At 60.2% G+C, this 14,440-nt stretch carries 12 protein-coding genes; all 12 read right to left on the bottom strand.

Annotated features, from left to right (window positions below):
* Positions 1-3: 3 nt before the first annotated feature.
* The gene (locus J7U37_RS20380) at positions 4-600 is read right to left on the bottom strand and encodes a hypothetical protein (RefSeq protein WP_247636899.1); all 597 of its coding nucleotides are present in this window, start codon (positions 598-600) and stop codon (positions 4-6) included.
* Position 601: 1 nt separating this feature from the next.
* Positions 602-3,115, bottom strand: coding sequence for a hypothetical protein (locus tag J7U37_RS20375; protein ID WP_247636898.1), 2,514 nt, complete (start codon positions 3,113-3,115; stop codon positions 602-604).
* Between the two features lie 62 nt (positions 3,116-3,177).
* Positions 3,178-3,531, bottom strand: coding sequence for a hypothetical protein (locus J7U37_RS20370; protein ID WP_247636897.1), 354 nt, complete (start codon positions 3,529-3,531; stop codon positions 3,178-3,180).
* Positions 3,528-6,092: a phage tail tip lysozyme gene (locus tag J7U37_RS20365; RefSeq protein ID WP_247636896.1), complete on the bottom strand. Its 2,565-nt coding sequence runs from the start codon at positions 6,090-6,092 to the stop codon at positions 3,528-3,530. The genes J7U37_RS20370 and J7U37_RS20365 overlap by 4 nt, the downstream gene beginning before the upstream one ends.
* A 61-nt stretch (positions 6,093-6,153) precedes the next feature.
* Positions 6,154-7,827: a hypothetical protein gene (locus J7U37_RS20360; protein ID WP_247636895.1), complete on the bottom strand. Its 1,674-nt coding sequence runs from the start codon at positions 7,825-7,827 to the stop codon at positions 6,154-6,156.
* Positions 7,828-7,839: 12 nt separating this feature from the next.
* Positions 7,840-10,179: a hypothetical protein gene (locus J7U37_RS20355; protein ID WP_247636894.1), complete on the bottom strand. Its 2,340-nt coding sequence runs from the start codon at positions 10,177-10,179 to the stop codon at positions 7,840-7,842.
* Positions 10,180-10,181: 2 nt separating this feature from the next.
* Positions 10,182-10,586 (bottom strand): hypothetical protein, encoded by a 405-nt coding sequence (locus J7U37_RS20350; protein WP_247636893.1) that lies wholly within the window; start codon positions 10,584-10,586, stop codon positions 10,182-10,184.
* Complete coding sequence (locus tag J7U37_RS20345; protein ID WP_247636892.1) at positions 10,583-10,882, bottom strand: hypothetical protein; 300 nt, start codon at positions 10,880-10,882, stop codon at positions 10,583-10,585. Before J7U37_RS20345 ends, J7U37_RS20350 begins: the two co-directional genes overlap by 4 nt.
* 8 nt (positions 10,883-10,890) lie before the next feature.
* Positions 10,891-12,402 carry a hypothetical protein gene (locus J7U37_RS20340; protein WP_247636891.1) on the bottom strand — a complete coding sequence of 504 codons (1,512 nt, stop codon included), beginning with the start codon at positions 12,400-12,402 and terminating at the stop codon, positions 10,891-10,893.
* Positions 12,399-12,986, bottom strand: a complete 588-nt coding sequence (locus J7U37_RS20335) for a hypothetical protein (protein WP_247636890.1) — start codon at positions 12,984-12,986, stop codon at positions 12,399-12,401. Before J7U37_RS20335 ends, J7U37_RS20340 begins: the two co-directional genes overlap by 4 nt.
* Positions 12,987-12,988: 2 nt before the next feature.
* Positions 12,989-13,291, bottom strand: a complete 303-nt coding sequence (locus J7U37_RS20330) for a hypothetical protein (RefSeq protein ID WP_247636889.1) — start codon at positions 13,289-13,291, stop codon at positions 12,989-12,991.
* A gap of 75 nt (positions 13,292-13,366) precedes the next feature.
* Positions 13,367-14,359 (bottom strand): DUF5309 domain-containing protein, encoded by a 993-nt coding sequence (locus J7U37_RS20325; protein WP_247636916.1) that lies wholly within the window; start codon positions 14,357-14,359, stop codon positions 13,367-13,369.
* Between the last annotated feature and the right edge of the window lie 81 nt (positions 14,360-14,440).

Raw genomic sequence — 14,440 nt, 5'->3', positions numbered from 1 at the left:
GCGTCAGTCCGAGGAGCCGGCCAGCAATTGGTCGGCTCTTTCTGTTCCGAACGCCTGTACGAAGCCCGCATACAACTCGGCGAACAGCGGGTTCGCATGGTCCAGATACTGCGCTTCGTTGAAGATGCGCTGCTTGCGCGTGCTCTGCTGGCTCAGCACCTGATCGATGATGTCGGCTTCCTCGTCCGTGGCCCTCACCCAGATGTCCTTCTTGTAGGTGATCACTGGTGCTGCGGGCAGCACGATATCCGAGAACGTGTGGGTCTCGGGGTCGTACACCTTGTACTCGAATGTCCGGTGGGGCTTTTCACCCTCCCAGCCCTGCACTTCAATAAGGGTGCAGTTCTGCGGAAACACGCTGGTTGCTTCCGCGTAGATGGCCTGGGTGATCAAGCCGAGGTTGGTACGCAGGCACACCACCTTGATGCTGCCAGGCTGGAAAGTGCCCTCAGCGCGGCTGTAGTCGTACCAGTCCACACCATCGCTCTCGCGCTTGCAGAAAATGGTACCGGCTGGCACCAGAGGAAAACCCTCTGGGCTAAGCACAGCATCCTTGGTGTACGGCACCCAATTGCCGTGATTAATGATAGTATAATTCATATTAAACGTACCCCACTGTGTACCAATTCCCGTAACTGTCCTGCTTTTGTAGATACCTCCAGCGCATACCGAAGATCATCTGCTGACTGTTTGTGGCAAGTCCCGACGCACGCGATGTAACCACCGCACCACCATAGGGCTCAGAATACGAATAGTTATTATTCCAATCGTTGTTGAGGTCACCGGCCAGCGTCATACGAATATCGATGATTGGGTTGCACCAACTGCGAGTGACCACACGCTCAAGATCGCTGGCATCTACCTGCGCGCGTAGTGCTGCACCATCCCAGCCGAGGTAAACTTTGTTGTTTCCCTGGTATGCACCACCACTCTGCTGCACCGGGATGAAGCCCAGAGTACCCTGGCGAGTTTCTGCCCATTCCCGTGCGCGGGTTTCGATGCGGCTGTTGATATCGCCCATCTGCGACGTCCAGATCGACCCATCCGCCTTGAACTGGTGGGTTTCACCCGAACCGTTGGGGGTGAGTGAGATGCCACCCCACTCACGAACATTCATGTCCCAATAGCGAACGTTCGGGTAGTGCAGGCGAAGCGTTGGGTACGCCCCCTGGATTTCGAGGGTACCTGTCATGGTGTCGCCGGTCTTGGAGACACGAGAGCCAGCCTGACCCGCCGCGTGCGCGTATGCGCGATCCTCGATGCGAGTGTTGAGGTCACCAAACTGCTTGGTCCAGACAGCACCACCAGTGTTCACGTAAAAGAAGTTGTCGCCATTGTCTCCGTTCTGAAGGATCGTATTGCCACTGCCGTCAACCACCCACCGAGCACGCAGAACACCGCCACGAACGATATCGATGGCAGCAGCGTTGAACGACGGGATGTTATTGACGTTCTGCTGGGTGCCCGTCGCCTTGTTGAAGTAGTTGGCCGCGGTGTTGGCATTGGCTTCGTCGCGACGGTTTGCCGTGCGATCCTCGATGCGCTGATTGAGGTCACCAAACTGCTTGGTCCACAGTGAACCATCGCGGTTCAAGCGCATGCGCGCATCGCCGTTGTCGCCGTTGCGGAAGTACAGGTTGCCATCGCTGGCAGCCATAATGTTCCAGTGCTCAAGCCCGCCGTAGAACAGGCTAAGGCTGGGCTGCACATTAGCGTAGGAACTACCGCCGTTGATGTAGAGACCACCATTCGCGGCGGCTCCGGTCTTCGCCATGTAGTTCGCCGAGGTGTTGGCGTTGGCACTGTCGCGGTATGCTGCGCCGCGTGCTTCGATGCGAGTATTCAGATCGCCAAGTTCAGCAGTCCAGAACTTGCCATCGTCGCCTACGCGAGCCTTCCAGCCGCCATCTGCACCTAGGAAGCCGATAAGGCCGCTGTTGTTGTGGATGAAGCGAGTACCCTCGTCGCTGTCACGCATCTCGATGTAGGATGCATTCCCACCCTCGCCGACAACGACACGACCATTCGCGCGAACTGCGCCTACCGCGTGCACATCGCCAGCCGCCTCAACGCCACCGTTGAAGATCTGGAAATTACCGTCGTCGTTGAGACCAGCGTACTTGTACGCGCTTGCCGGACCGCTGCGAAAACGCAGGTTGCTGGTACCACCGTCCGAGTAGATGTAACCCTCACCGGTGAGGGCTGGCAGCAAGCCGTTGAAACGCGGCTGGCTGTTTACAGTGACCTTGGTGTTGGGATCGAAATCATCGCGCTTCCACACCTGACTGCCGTTCACGAACAACTGTGAGCCGGGCATCTGGTAATTGCTGCCGTCATAGTAGAGGTAGCGACCACCGTTCTGATCCTGACGACCCAGGAAAATTACGCCGCTCTTGTCACCACGATGCGAAGTGATGTCACCGGAGAACACTGCACCGGCAAGGTTGGCCTTGAGGTCCGGGTTGAAATTACCAGTGGTCCAGATGGTGCCGCCCGTGCCGGTCTTGAGCGTGAAGTCCTCAATGGCTCCATCGCTGGGACGACGCGAACGGAACAGCCAGTCATTGCCACCGCCCACGTTCCTGCTGCTGTAGATGTTCTTGCTGCGGAATGTGGTTGCCGCTGCGCCTGTGTCCTCCAGCGTGAGGATGGCATCGCCATCCTTAACGATGCTCACGCTGTCCTTGAAGAACCTGCTGCCCACGCTCTGGTGCAGGAAGTTTGCGCCATCGCAAACCACCGTGACTACCTGACCGACTACGATTTCACCGGGGCTAAGTGCGCTGCCATCTGCACGCAGAATGCTGCGAGTACCAAGGCCGTTGATGTTGATTGTAGCAGCGCCCGTGTTGGTGGCGTTAGCGAAGAAGCGATACACTTCGCCCTTCACGTAACCTTCGGGCACCTGCGTATAAGTAAGCACGTAGGCGTTTGCCGATCCAGTGCTGGATACCATAGCGTTGCTACGGTCAAACGAGCGCTTGGTTGCGCCCATGAGCGCACGAACCACACCACCAACCTGAGAGGGCAGAATGCCAGAGGGGAAGCCGCTCGGATCGGGCTGAGTATTGCTGCTGTCTGCTTCACTCCAACTGGAGTTAGTTAGATCTGCCATCTTTCACCATTTTCTTATTGTTGTTGGAGGCTCTGCTATTTACCGCAAAGCCCCGTATGACCTTATTTCTTCTTCTTCTCGTCTGCTTCCGCAATGCTACGTGCGAGGTTTGCCACTGCTTCGCGCTCTGCCGCCGCCAGTCCCGGCGCTGCGGCGTAATCCACCAGCGCCTGCACGCTCTTGGCCACACCACCACGCTGCACCTGTGCACGGGGCAAACCGGCCACGATGCTAACCACGGTTGGGTTGGTGAGGAGGAAGTCTGCTGCCTTGGTGGCCACACCACCGGCAGCGGCTGTTGCGATGTTGCCCAATGCCAGCGTGGCCTTGCCGGTCATCGCTGCACCACCGATAGCGCCGATACCCGCCAGTCCAGCCTTCACCGTCTCGATGTTGCTGGTGTTGCTGCCGTTCACGCTCTTTCCGTAATTGCGCATGTTGCCAGCGATGCGAGCCAAGCGATCCAGATCACTGCGGTAGGCTTCGTTGGCAGTGCCATCGACAGTGCGCTCTTGGCTTCGGGGCTCATGGCGTTCCAGCCCTTGAGGAACTGGGTGCTGCTGAAGCCGTCGCCCTTGGGGTTGCCCAGGCGCTGCACGGTTGCGGCAGTGAACTGGTCCCAGGCTTCGTTGCCCTGGCCCTGAACGATCTGCCTACGAGCAGCCGCGATCCTGTTGCCGCCCTTCTCCACGCCCTTGAGCATGTTCGTCAGTACGTCTTCATCCACTTGAGCCTTGAGGATGGGCGCTAGGTTCTCCTTCACGTTGGTGGGGCTGCCCTTGGCTACACCGGCCTTGTAGGAGGCATCTGCTGCTTCCCAGGCTGCACGAGCACCATTGCCCGCGTTGTCTGCCGTGGCAGCCATCTCAGCGGTGAGTGCATCGTACATGCGACCCAGGTAGCCCTTCTCCGCTGTGTTGCTGCTCTCGCGGAGCATGCCACCCACCTGGGTGCGGGCTGTCTTGAGGCTGTCGAAGGTTGCGCCGTTGCTGATGTCCTCGTTGATCGCGCGCACCCTGCGCACTGCTGCGCCGAGTTCGCTGCCGTGGGTTTCGCGACCGAACGCGCTGAGGCCCTGGTGTTCCGTGGCCAACTCGTATGCGAGGTTGGCGATGTGATTGCCCTGTGCGGGCTGAGCACCCGTGAGTGCACCCACCTGGGTGTACTGCTGATCCGCTGCCTGGGTGAAACGGGTCTGCGCGTCACCGGCTGCGGCCTTAAGCGTGTTGCCCACTTCCTGAGCCGTGCCGGGCATGGCTTGGGGATTGGTGCTACTGGCGATGCCGCTGATGATGCGGTCGTTCTCCGCAGCCATGCGCTCACCTGCGCTAGTGCCTGCCTTACCCAACTGGCCGCCCAACACAGGCACAGCGCTGACGCCGCGCTCCACGTACTGCGTGGGAGCATTTCCCGTCACCATGCCCACGCTGGGCTCCATGCCGATAGCGCGCATGTCCGTTACTGCTGCGGCTGCTTCCGGCGTACCGAAACCAAGGCTGCGCCCGGCGTACTTGGCAGTGCCGATGAGAGCGCGGCCAGCACCCTCACCGACTGCGTTGGCTCCAGCCGTAATGGCTGCGTCGGTCAGTTGCTCACCCGTGCTGCGGGTGTCGTTGTTGCCGTAGTACCAGTTGATGCCGCGCTGTGCGGCTTCACGAGCAGCCGTACCGCCAGCGGCAGCACCAGCCATGGCTCCTGCTGGAACCGCGATTGGTGCACCGGGACCAGCGGCAGCGCCTGCGAGACCACCACCGGCAGCACCGAGGCCGCCACCGATCATCTCAGCGATCATGGGCGCAGCACCCGCGATGTCACCCAGTGAGGGCATCCAACCCGGATTGTTGTACTTCTGCCATTCGCCCTTTTCGTTCTGGTACTGGAAGTTGTCTCCCTGGTACGGCATTGCAGTGGGGTAGTGCTTGCGCAGCGCAGCCAACTGATCCTCAGGCTTGCTGAGAGCATCAACCTCGAAGCGAATGTTTGCCGGAGCCTCGGCCTTGTCGTTCCACTTGAACTCGGGAGCCGCAGCAGGCTTGGCCTGGGGAGAGGTGTTCTGCACGGGAGTGGCCAGCGCACCGAATGGGTTGGCTGTTTCACTCTGAGTTAGAGGCTGAGCCTGAGCAGGGGCTACGGGTTCAGCAGGCTGTACCGGGGTAGCAAGCGCTCCGAATGGGTTGCCCTGGCTGCCGGGAGTGCTGCCGATGACCTGAGCGGTCTGCACAGGCGCAGCCACAGGTGCGATGGGTGCTGCCGGTGCCACGGGTGCAGCCGGGATAGCACCACCGAGAGCGCGCATGGTGAGCGCGTCGGCCTGGGCCTTGTCCGCACTGGCCAACTGAACCGGTGCGGCCTCGGGCCTGCTGTTGCTGGGACCGCCAAGGGCAATCATGCCAGCCAGTGCGTCCGGGGGCATACCGAAGTTGCCAGCGTTCTGCGTGATTTCACGGACCGATGGAGCGGGACCAGCAGGGGCAGCGCCACGACTACGGGGCGGCTCGCCAACAGGAGCCTGGGCATTTTGCGCGGTGATCGCTGCAATCTGCTCTGGACTGATCGTTCCCATCTGACCGGCGAAGCGGATGCCATCACCCAGTCGAGCACGAGCCACCGCACCAGCGTTGGCGGGAACCTCGTACTGCTTGGTCCAGATATCGTTACCGGCCCGCACGTCATCGCCAGCGGCCAGCAGCGCCTTGAGCACATGCTTGTGGCTACCGTTGAGTTCGTTGCCGATGTGGCTGATCTGGGCGCGCGGGTCATTCCACGATGTGCCCATGCTCTCAGCAGTGCGACGCAGGGCCGTTGCTCGACCCTGGTTCCACTGCCCCATGCCGATGCTGTCGGAGCCGTCGCGACCATCACCGGGATTGATCGCGTTGGGGTTCAGTTTCTCGCCGCTCTCACCAATCATGGAGCCCACCGCACCCGCAGCAGTACCGGGTGCAACACCAAGTTCTAGGAACTTGTTGTAGAGCATGAGTGCGTTGGGGCTTATGTTCTTAGCCATTCTTGGTGTGGCCTTTCGTTTTTCTTATTAGTTAGTTCTTCTGGAAGACCTGGCCGTTATACTCGAACCTGTCTCCAGGCTTGAGTGCTGCGAAACCGGGATCGTTGGGGCTGTTGAACTTGGGCACACCAGCGGGAGCGCGAGGCGCAGCAGGTGCAGCAGGTGCAGCAAGAGCACCACCACCACCCAGGGCCGGGGCACGAGCAGCGGCAGCAGCCGCGTTCTGCTCACGCTCGATTTCAGCCGGGCTCTTCCACGGGCTGTGCAGTTCGGCGAGGTCCGGCACCACCATGGTGGGATCGATACCGCCAATCTTGCCAGCAAGTTTGCGCTGGTTGTCGCGCTGTGTCTCGTAGGTCTTGCGCTGATCCTGATACTTGCCATCCATGTTGCGAAGGATCTTCTCCTTGTTCTCGGGGCTCATGCCACCGCCTGTAAGAGCCTGATTGATGGCGCTGACCATGCCGTCGGGCAGGCTCTGCGTCTTGGTGCTCAGGGTCGCGATTTCGTTCTGTGAGACCACGGAGCCTGGATCGTTCAACTTGTACCAGTCCAGCACCAACTGAGCAGTGCCCAAGCCGCTGTTGTCCTTGTAAGCACGGTCAAAGCCTGCACGAATGTTGCTGGCAGCGAGGAACTTCTTGTTGTACTCGTTGGCATTCCAAGTTGCGTTCATGTCTTTGGCGCGGTCATCGAACGTCTTCTTGTCCCCACTCGCGTCCTTGGCGGCCTGCTCCTTCATGCGCAGGTCGCTTTCGTTGTTCTGCAACAGCAACTTGCTGGGCAGTTCACCAGCGCTCTTGGCTGCGCTTTCGGCCTGGGCAATCTGGCCCTTGCCAGCCGCATAGCCCGGCATGGGCACGGTGTTGCCATCAGCACCGAGGAACAGGCCCTGGCTCACGGCCTGCTTCTCCCAGGCCAAGGCGGCTTCGCTGTGCTGCTTGGCAACGTCATCGTAGCCAGCCGCACGAGCCTTCTGCGCCATCTGATTGTGCTGGCTGATGCGGGCCATGATCTGGCTGCCAACGTCACCACCATTGGCCTGCGGTGCTGTTGGGCCTCCCTGGGCCGCAGGACCCTGTACAGGGGCCACGGGGCCAGCCGGAGCACCGGGAGCGGCCTGGGGCGGCCTTGGCCCTGCTGGGGCGGCCTGGGGCGGCTGCATAGCCGGGGGCTTGATGTCCATGGGAGCGCCGGGGGCAGGAACCTGACCCGGCACAGCGGGAGCACCGGGGGCAGGAGCGCCGGGCGCGGGTGCACCAGGGGTGGTGTTGATGGCGGTACTGCCAGCGCCGTTGGGGTTCACGGTGCCGTTGAAGGCGGCGCGGGCAGCAGCCTGCTGCTGGGCCTGCTGAGCCTGGATTTGATGTAGCACCGTGTTCGCGCCCATATTTCCGATTTGCGCCTTGAGGTACTGACGCTTGAGGCCGTCATCCTTCGAGCCGCTGTAACTCTTGGAAAACGAGTTCATGCCCTCGCCCAGCGCACCCAGGAAGTTGTTCGGGGTGTAGGAGGGACCGCCTGCCTTCATCATGCTGCCGCCCAGCGCGATGAGGCCCTGACCGAGCCTACTGCGCTTCTCTGGATCGTTGAGACCCAGCATGCTGAGGAAGCCGCCCTGATCGGCAGCGGGTGCGCCTGTGGCACCAGGGGCAGCGCCGTTGCCATTGCCACCGCCCAGTCCGAGAATGTCGAGAAGTCCCATAGTTTGCTCCCGTTACTTGGCCATGAGACCAGCAATGGAGCCGATTGCTCCGGTCGCCTGCGCCATGTTGTTTGTGTAGATCGGCTTTGTCTGTGTGCCGCTGGTGTTGTTGAAGCCGCCGCCGTTGAGGATGTTGGCCTGATTGATGAGGCCGGTCCAAACAGCGTTCTGCTCGGCGTTCCACTTGTTGATGTCGTCCTGCAGGAACGCACCCTCACGAGCCTGCTGCGCCTGACCAACACCAAGCAGAGCCTGACTGTCGGCGTAGTCGTTAGCGCGGAGTGAACCGGCCATGCCTGCGGCCTGCAACTGCTGAGCAACCTGATTGTTGTTCATTGCAGTCTGACCGTTAGCAGAGTTCAACTGAAGACCAGCATTGCTGATTTGGTTCGCGAAGTCCTGGTTAGCCAAGTTGGCACCAGTGTTCATTGCACCAATGCGGTTCGTGGTGTCGTACTTGTAGAGGTCGCTCAACTGGTTGAGGTAACCCAGGTTGCTGCTCTGCTGAGCCACGGCCTGATTGCCCAACTGGTTGGCTGCGTTCAACCACAGTGTGCTTGCGCTGTTGCCGAGATTGCCCGCATTGAGCAGCGCGTTGTTATTCGTGGTCTGCTGCTGCGCGTCGATGTTGGCGATGTTCTGACTGGCGCTGATCTGGTTTTTCGCGATGCTGTCGGCGGTTCCCGCAACACCCGCCAGGGCGTTTAGGCGCTGGCTCTGCTGGGTGTTGTCGATGTTGGCCCAATTCTGGTTGGCGGCGATCGCGTTCTTGGTGGCGCTGTCCGAGAAGTTGCCGAGACCGGTCAGGGCAGCGAGGCGCTGAGCCTGCTGGCTGTTGTCGATGTTGGCCACGTTCTGGCTGGCAGCGATGCTGTTCTTGGCGATGGCATCCGAGGTGTTGCCTATGCCGGTGATCGCAGCCAAGCGCTGAGCCTGCTGGTTGCTGTCGATGTTCGCTGCGTTCTGGTTGGCCGCGAGAGCGTTCTTGGTGGCTGCATCGCTGGTGCTGCTGAGACCCGTGAGCGCAGCGAGGCGCTGTGCCTGCTGGGCCTGATCCGTGCTGCTGAGGCTGTTGAGCGCGTTCTGTACGTTGCCAACGTTCTGCTGGTACAGGTTGCCAATAGCGTTCTGCGCATTCAACTGGTTGGTGCGCTCGCTGTTATAGTTGTTGTACATCATGTTGCCGCTGTTGGTGGCCATTGCTTTCGCAGTGGCTTCCTCAGCGGTGTTGCGCAGGCTCGCGTATGCACCGGAACCCAGTCGGCCAGCCTTGGACATGGCGCTATCCACACCCGGAGCAACTTGATTGTTGAACTGGTCTACGAATGTCTGGTTGCTGTTCTTGATAGCCTGATCGATGTATGGATTGCTGTTCAGGTAATCGCCATTGGCTGTGCTCTGGAGCATGCTGCCCGCAGGGTTGCCGTTGTTGGCGAGATACGAGGCAAAAGCCTGCTGAGCCGGAAGTGCGCTGTTGTTGTAGCCGGTGGCTCCCTGGAAGCCTGCAAGAGCCGGGTTGTTGCCAGCAGTGCCCGCGAGGCCACGAGCCTGATCAAGGCTGCCGTTGGTGTAGCCGCTGGCGTTCTGGAAAGCCGACAGTGCCGGGTTGTTGCTGGCCTGGGTGGCTGCGTTCTGCGCAAGGCCGAGACCGCTGTTGGTGTAGCCGGTCTGCGCGCCGAAGCCGAACACAGCGGGGTTGAACCCTGCCATGCCTGCAAGCGTCCCAGCGCTGCCGCCAGCCGCGTTGGTGTAGCCGCTGGCGCTCTGGTAACCTGTAAGGGCCGGATTGGACGAGGCGGTCTGTGCGGCCTGCTGCGCGAGCCCCATCCCGGCGTTGGTGCCGGTGAGGCCGTTCTGCATCAGGGCGTTGCCCGCGTTGTTGTTGATCGTTGTTGCGGCCCCTGCCGTGGCGGCAACACCGGGGTTGTTCCACTGCGAGCCCGCAGCCAGTGCACCAGTGCCACCGAAGCCGTTGGCCAGTGCGCCGTTGGCTACCGCGTTCACCATGCCCGAGTACGGGTTGGCGCTGGGGTTCAGGCCCTGCTGTAGGTTCTCGTAGGTGTTCTTGGGCGTGCCATCGTAGGCACTGCCGGTCATCACGTTGCTGGCAGTGCCACCGGCCTGACCGATGAGGGGCGAGCCATTACGGGCAATCGCCTCCATGTTCGTGTAGGCGTCCTGGGTGGGCTTGCTCCAGTCGATCACCGTGCTGTTCGGGTACGGAGCCGGATTGCCGTTCTTGCGTGCAGCCTCAGCACTCGCGTACAGATCAGCGTAGTATGGCTGAGCGCCACTCCACGGCTCGGTCTTCTGGTTGCTTGTTACGGTCTCCGTGCGTGTCTGGGTTCCCATGCTTAACCTGCAATTCTTTTAATTAAATTTGTGGATTGAAAATCGTATCCAAGCGGACGCAACGCCCGCTCCCATCCACGCCGACCGCTTAGGATGATGCTTGTGCAGCCTTGATCTGCTGCCCACTTCTCAACTACTGGGCCTGCAACATGCTCGATTTCGTTGAGGTCGCCAGCACTAAGGAAGATGAAGAGGGTTTTGCTGAAAGGGTTTGTGTTAATCTGCGTGACACCTGCGCTGTTGGCGGTGCGCCACAACTGATAGTCGCCTTTCACAAGGCCAGCGATCAGCACTGCTTCATTCACTCTGCCGTCGCCGTGTGCGACGGCTTCTAACAGCAACTCGCGGCACTCAAGATAATCGGCTAGGACGGCTTCAAGACCTGTACTGCAAAATTTAACGTTCAAACTGCCACCACGTATCTAAATGTCCGATCTGCTTGAGCGTTGTTGCGATGCGTGATGGTGAACGTACCGGGACCGTAGGCGCTCACGTAGCAAGCACCTGATGCCATCTCTGCTGCCGCTGTTGCGGTCTTAGCGCAGAGTGAAACGGCTGCGTCGAAGCCGCTCTGTGCCACCGTGACCACCGTAGTTGTGGTGTTAGTAGCCAGGGTGACTTCGCCCTTGATATTTGTCTTGCGCTCCAGGCGATTGCACTGGTCAATCACCTGACGGAGCGTTCCATCCGCACGAGTACTCATGCGTTTATTTACCTGAGGCCCGTGGGAACCGCGTCGATTTCCACGCCCATGGCCTGGCTCCACCCGCCGCTGATGGTGATGCGGTAGCGGTGATAGCGAGCATCACTGCGCAGGGGGCACCAGCCGTTGATGTTGATGGGAGAGGTGGTGCCGTAGTTGGTGTTTGCCTGGGGAGTGACCTTGCCGCTTACCTGCACCGAGACATCCGCTCGGCCATGCACCTTGGGGCTTGCGCCTCGCACCAATGCTCGGTCGCCCTTCACGCCCTGGATTTGCTGCGCCAGCATGGCTGCGGTTGGGTATTCGCCGGTCTCGATGGTGGCCAGCATGTTGGAACCAGAGAACGAGTATACCTTGCCGCTCTCATCCATGGCAGCCAGGAACGCACGTCCACCGCTCCATACGGTGCTATCCAGGGATGCTGGCACGGCTTCGATACTGCCGTAGCGATCCAGCGCAGCCAGTGTCTCTGGAAGGCTGAGGCTGTTGAACAGGAACTGCACCGTGCTGTTGCCGGTGCTCCATGTGCCGGTGTCGTAGTTGAAGATCAGGAAGTGATCCGGCTTGAGGTCGTAAGCGTCCACGCTGGCATAGAGCCAGATCACCAACTTGTTCAGCGGGTCGATGCTCACGGTCATACGGTCGAACGCGGCTTGGTTACTGTCCGCCTTGAACCAACTGTCTACCTTGCCCTTACCGATGGCGTTGAGCCTGTCGTTCTCCATCATGTAGAAGCCATCTTCTCCGTAGAAGAAGATTTTACCGTCTGCGGAAATCACGCTTTGCGGGATTGCGCAGCCTTTGTTCTGGTAGATGGTCTTGAATTCGAAGATTGCTGGCGAGCCCACATAGACCATCTTCACGATCTGGCTCTTGAGCAGGATGGTGCCTTCTTCGCCACCGATCACGGCCTGCACAGGTCCACCGCCCAAGATGTCTTGAAAGTCCGCCTGCGTGGTGGCTGAGAAATTCCAGTCCATGGGATTGCCGATGGCGCTCCAACGCACTCGATACGGCACTGCGCCGTCAAAGGCGTCGAAGGTATTTCCGACGAGTACGAAATCGCGCAGCGTGGTCACGTATCGTGCCTTCACCAGCGAGGTGAGGTCCGAGAAACGTGTGCCCTTGGTGGCGTCGATGTACTGGGGATTGTCGCTGTAGTTGGTACCCACCACGAGGCCATAAGCCTCAGTGAAGCGCCAGCCTTCAATCTCAGCGGTGTTGTATCCGGCTGGGCGGCTGATGTCGGTCCAGTTCTGAGTGCCAGGGTCCAGCGTGAACAGGTTGGTGCGCGAAGCCGCATACACGTGAGCGTTGCGGCCATTGTCCAGCAGCGAGATAGCCGCGTAGGGGCGACTGGGCAGCGAGGTAGGCGAGTACTGCTGCGGGCTCGGGAATGGCTTGTAGAACGCACCACTACCGGGGATCACGTTGTGTGCGCGTGTCACACCCGGATTGTTCAACGCGGGCTGGTCAGGAAGCCACTCGCCGAATGGCACGTTGAGGCTGGGAAGGCTCATGCGAACCTCCGTGTCTGGAGCGTGCTGCCGCTGAAGGAGCCGCGTGCGTGGTCCGTGTTGAGGTTGCCCAGCGCAGCCGCGAGCAATGTGCCGTATGCCGCCTGCTTGTCCTGGTCCTGTGCCCAGATCGCGTATTCCAGCAGCACCCCGTAGAGGTACACATCCGGGAACGTGGCCAGCAGCCAGTTGGTGGGAGCGGTCTCGGAGAGCGCAGGCACTCGGGCGTAGTAGGTGAGGCCCACAACGATATCCGCAGCCGGACGGCTCTGGAGCCGAACCGTGCTGCCCACGATCGCATACTGATCGGTGTCGCCGGGCTCAGCATTGAGGCTGTCGATGCTGGCCAGGGTCAGGGGCTTGTGATTGACCTTGAGTGAACGACCCTCTTGGAAGTCCACGGGAAGTGGGAAACTCGCTGCGCCCGTGGCTACAGGGATTTCCACATAGCGCTCAGCCAGCCGGTGCTTCACGGTGCTGGCGAACTTGGTCTCAGCCAGCGCAATCAACGTGGCATTGGGTAGGTCCGAGCGGGTGGTGTAGTCGGCTAGGGCAGCCCTCAGTTCAACGATGTTCGCCAGTGCCATGCTTACACCTTCAAGTTGTTGGTGCGCAGGTGCTGGAAGTCACTGCTGTTGATGCGGCGCTTGAATGCAGCGTCATCATCAAGGATGCCTTGCTTGTGCCAGTCCCAGTACATTCCCGTGGGGATGCTGGCCACTTGGATCATCTCGCCTAGTTTGCTGGTGCGGCTGAAATCGACCTGCTTGGCCTTGTTGGCATCCAGCAGTGCATCAATCTTCCACTCGGTCTCGATGATCATGTGTTCGCCGTTACGGATAAACCAAACACGCTTATCGGGAGTTTCCTCCCACAAAATCTTCTCGCTCACGCAATCACCTACAAGAATATTCATATGAAAAAGGGGAGAGCCCAAACGAGCCCTCCCCCAAGCACCCAGTATTTATTAGGGCTGTACGTCAGCAATCTTGGCGTTGCCCAGTTCGTTCTTGCTCTCCAGTGTCCACTCGGTGAGGATGGCCTTGCGGTCAGCATCGGTGGTCTTGGCAAGATCCTCGGTCTTCATCGCGCGCAATGTGGCGATGGCCCAGAGGCTGGGGTCGAACAGGATCACAGTGCGCGAACGCATGTAGCGGTGCGGGATGATCTCGTGACGACCAAAGTCGCTCACGTACACATCGATACCCGCAGTCACGGTCTGGTCCTTGGCCTGCTGGAACTTCGTGGCGTTGCCAGTGAAGCCGGAGATGGCCTGCTTGAGGCTGGGGCCAGCAATGACCTTCTTGACGTCGCCGCCGTTGGTCCATGCAGTGGCAATCACGCCCTTGAACATGGCCTCGGTGAGGGTACGCAGAGTGCCATCGGTGGGGGCAGCAACGGTACCAGCGCTATAGCCGGGGCTTGTACCACCAGCGCCAGCGTTCACGTTGGTGCTGATCCACGCCTCAATGCCTGCGCTCTTGCGGACAGGACCACCAACGCTGGCGCTGTTGCCAACAAGCGAGGTCTCAATGTCACGCTTGAGTTCCACGCCAGCCTTTGCGACCTGACGACCGAACTCGTTGTTGCTGCCCACGCTGTTCACGGCCTGGAGGGTACCAGAGACGTTGATCACCTTGGTGCTGATCTGGGTGTAGTTGCCCAGGCGCACGGGGGTGGTGAGAGCGCTGTCAACGAACTCAGCGCCCTCGGCCACTGCGTTGTTGCCGTTGGCAGCATTCAGGGTCTCGGTGAGGAACTCGTGACGGGTGTTGGTTGCCTTCTTCTTCTCCAGCATGGAGTAGACCGGGGTCTCCTCGGGGCTGATGTTGTTGATGACGTTGCTGAGGTCTTCACGAACGTGAACGACCGAATTGGTGACTAGAGCGGTGTCCGATCGGCTTGAGTCGACTGGGGTTTCGAGGGCGGCGCAGATGTGATTCGATGCGCGGCTTTCCAAGGAGGAGAGCTGGATGCCCTCAGCCCTGTCAGCCGATCTGCGTGAACGCGTCGTGGTGGCGATCGAGGCAGGCGCCTCACG

Source organism: Methylobacterium sp. 37f (assembly GCF_023093475.1).
Lineage (GTDB): Bacteria > Pseudomonadota > Alphaproteobacteria > Rhizobiales > Beijerinckiaceae > Methylobacterium.
Note: the sequence above shows the minus strand (reverse complement) of the source record. Positions and strands in the feature narration are given on the sequence as shown.

Coding starts and splice junctions, on each gene's coding strand:
- J7U37_RS20380 (WP_247636899.1), bottom strand. CDS start 600: ATGAATTATACTATCATTAATCACGGCAATTGGGTGCCGTACACCAAG.
- J7U37_RS20375 (WP_247636898.1), bottom strand. CDS start 3,115: ATGGCAGATCTAACTAACTCCAGTTGGAGTGAAGCAGACAGCAGCAAT.
- J7U37_RS20365 (WP_247636896.1), bottom strand. CDS start 6,092: ATGCTCTACAACAAGTTCCTAGAACTTGGTGTTGCACCCGGTACTGCT.
- J7U37_RS20360 (WP_247636895.1), bottom strand. CDS start 7,827: ATGGGACTTCTCGACATTCTCGGACTGGGCGGTGGCAATGGCAACGGC.
- J7U37_RS20355 (WP_247636894.1), bottom strand. CDS start 10,179: ATGGGAACCCAGACACGCACGGAGACCGTAACAAGCAACCAGAAGACC.
- J7U37_RS20345 (WP_247636892.1), bottom strand. CDS start 10,882: ATGAGTACTCGTGCGGATGGAACGCTCCGTCAGGTGATTGACCAGTGC.
- J7U37_RS20340 (WP_247636891.1), bottom strand. CDS start 12,402: ATGAGCCTTCCCAGCCTCAACGTGCCATTCGGCGAGTGGCTTCCTGAC.
- J7U37_RS20335 (WP_247636890.1), bottom strand. CDS start 12,986: ATGGCACTGGCGAACATCGTTGAACTGAGGGCTGCCCTAGCCGACTAC.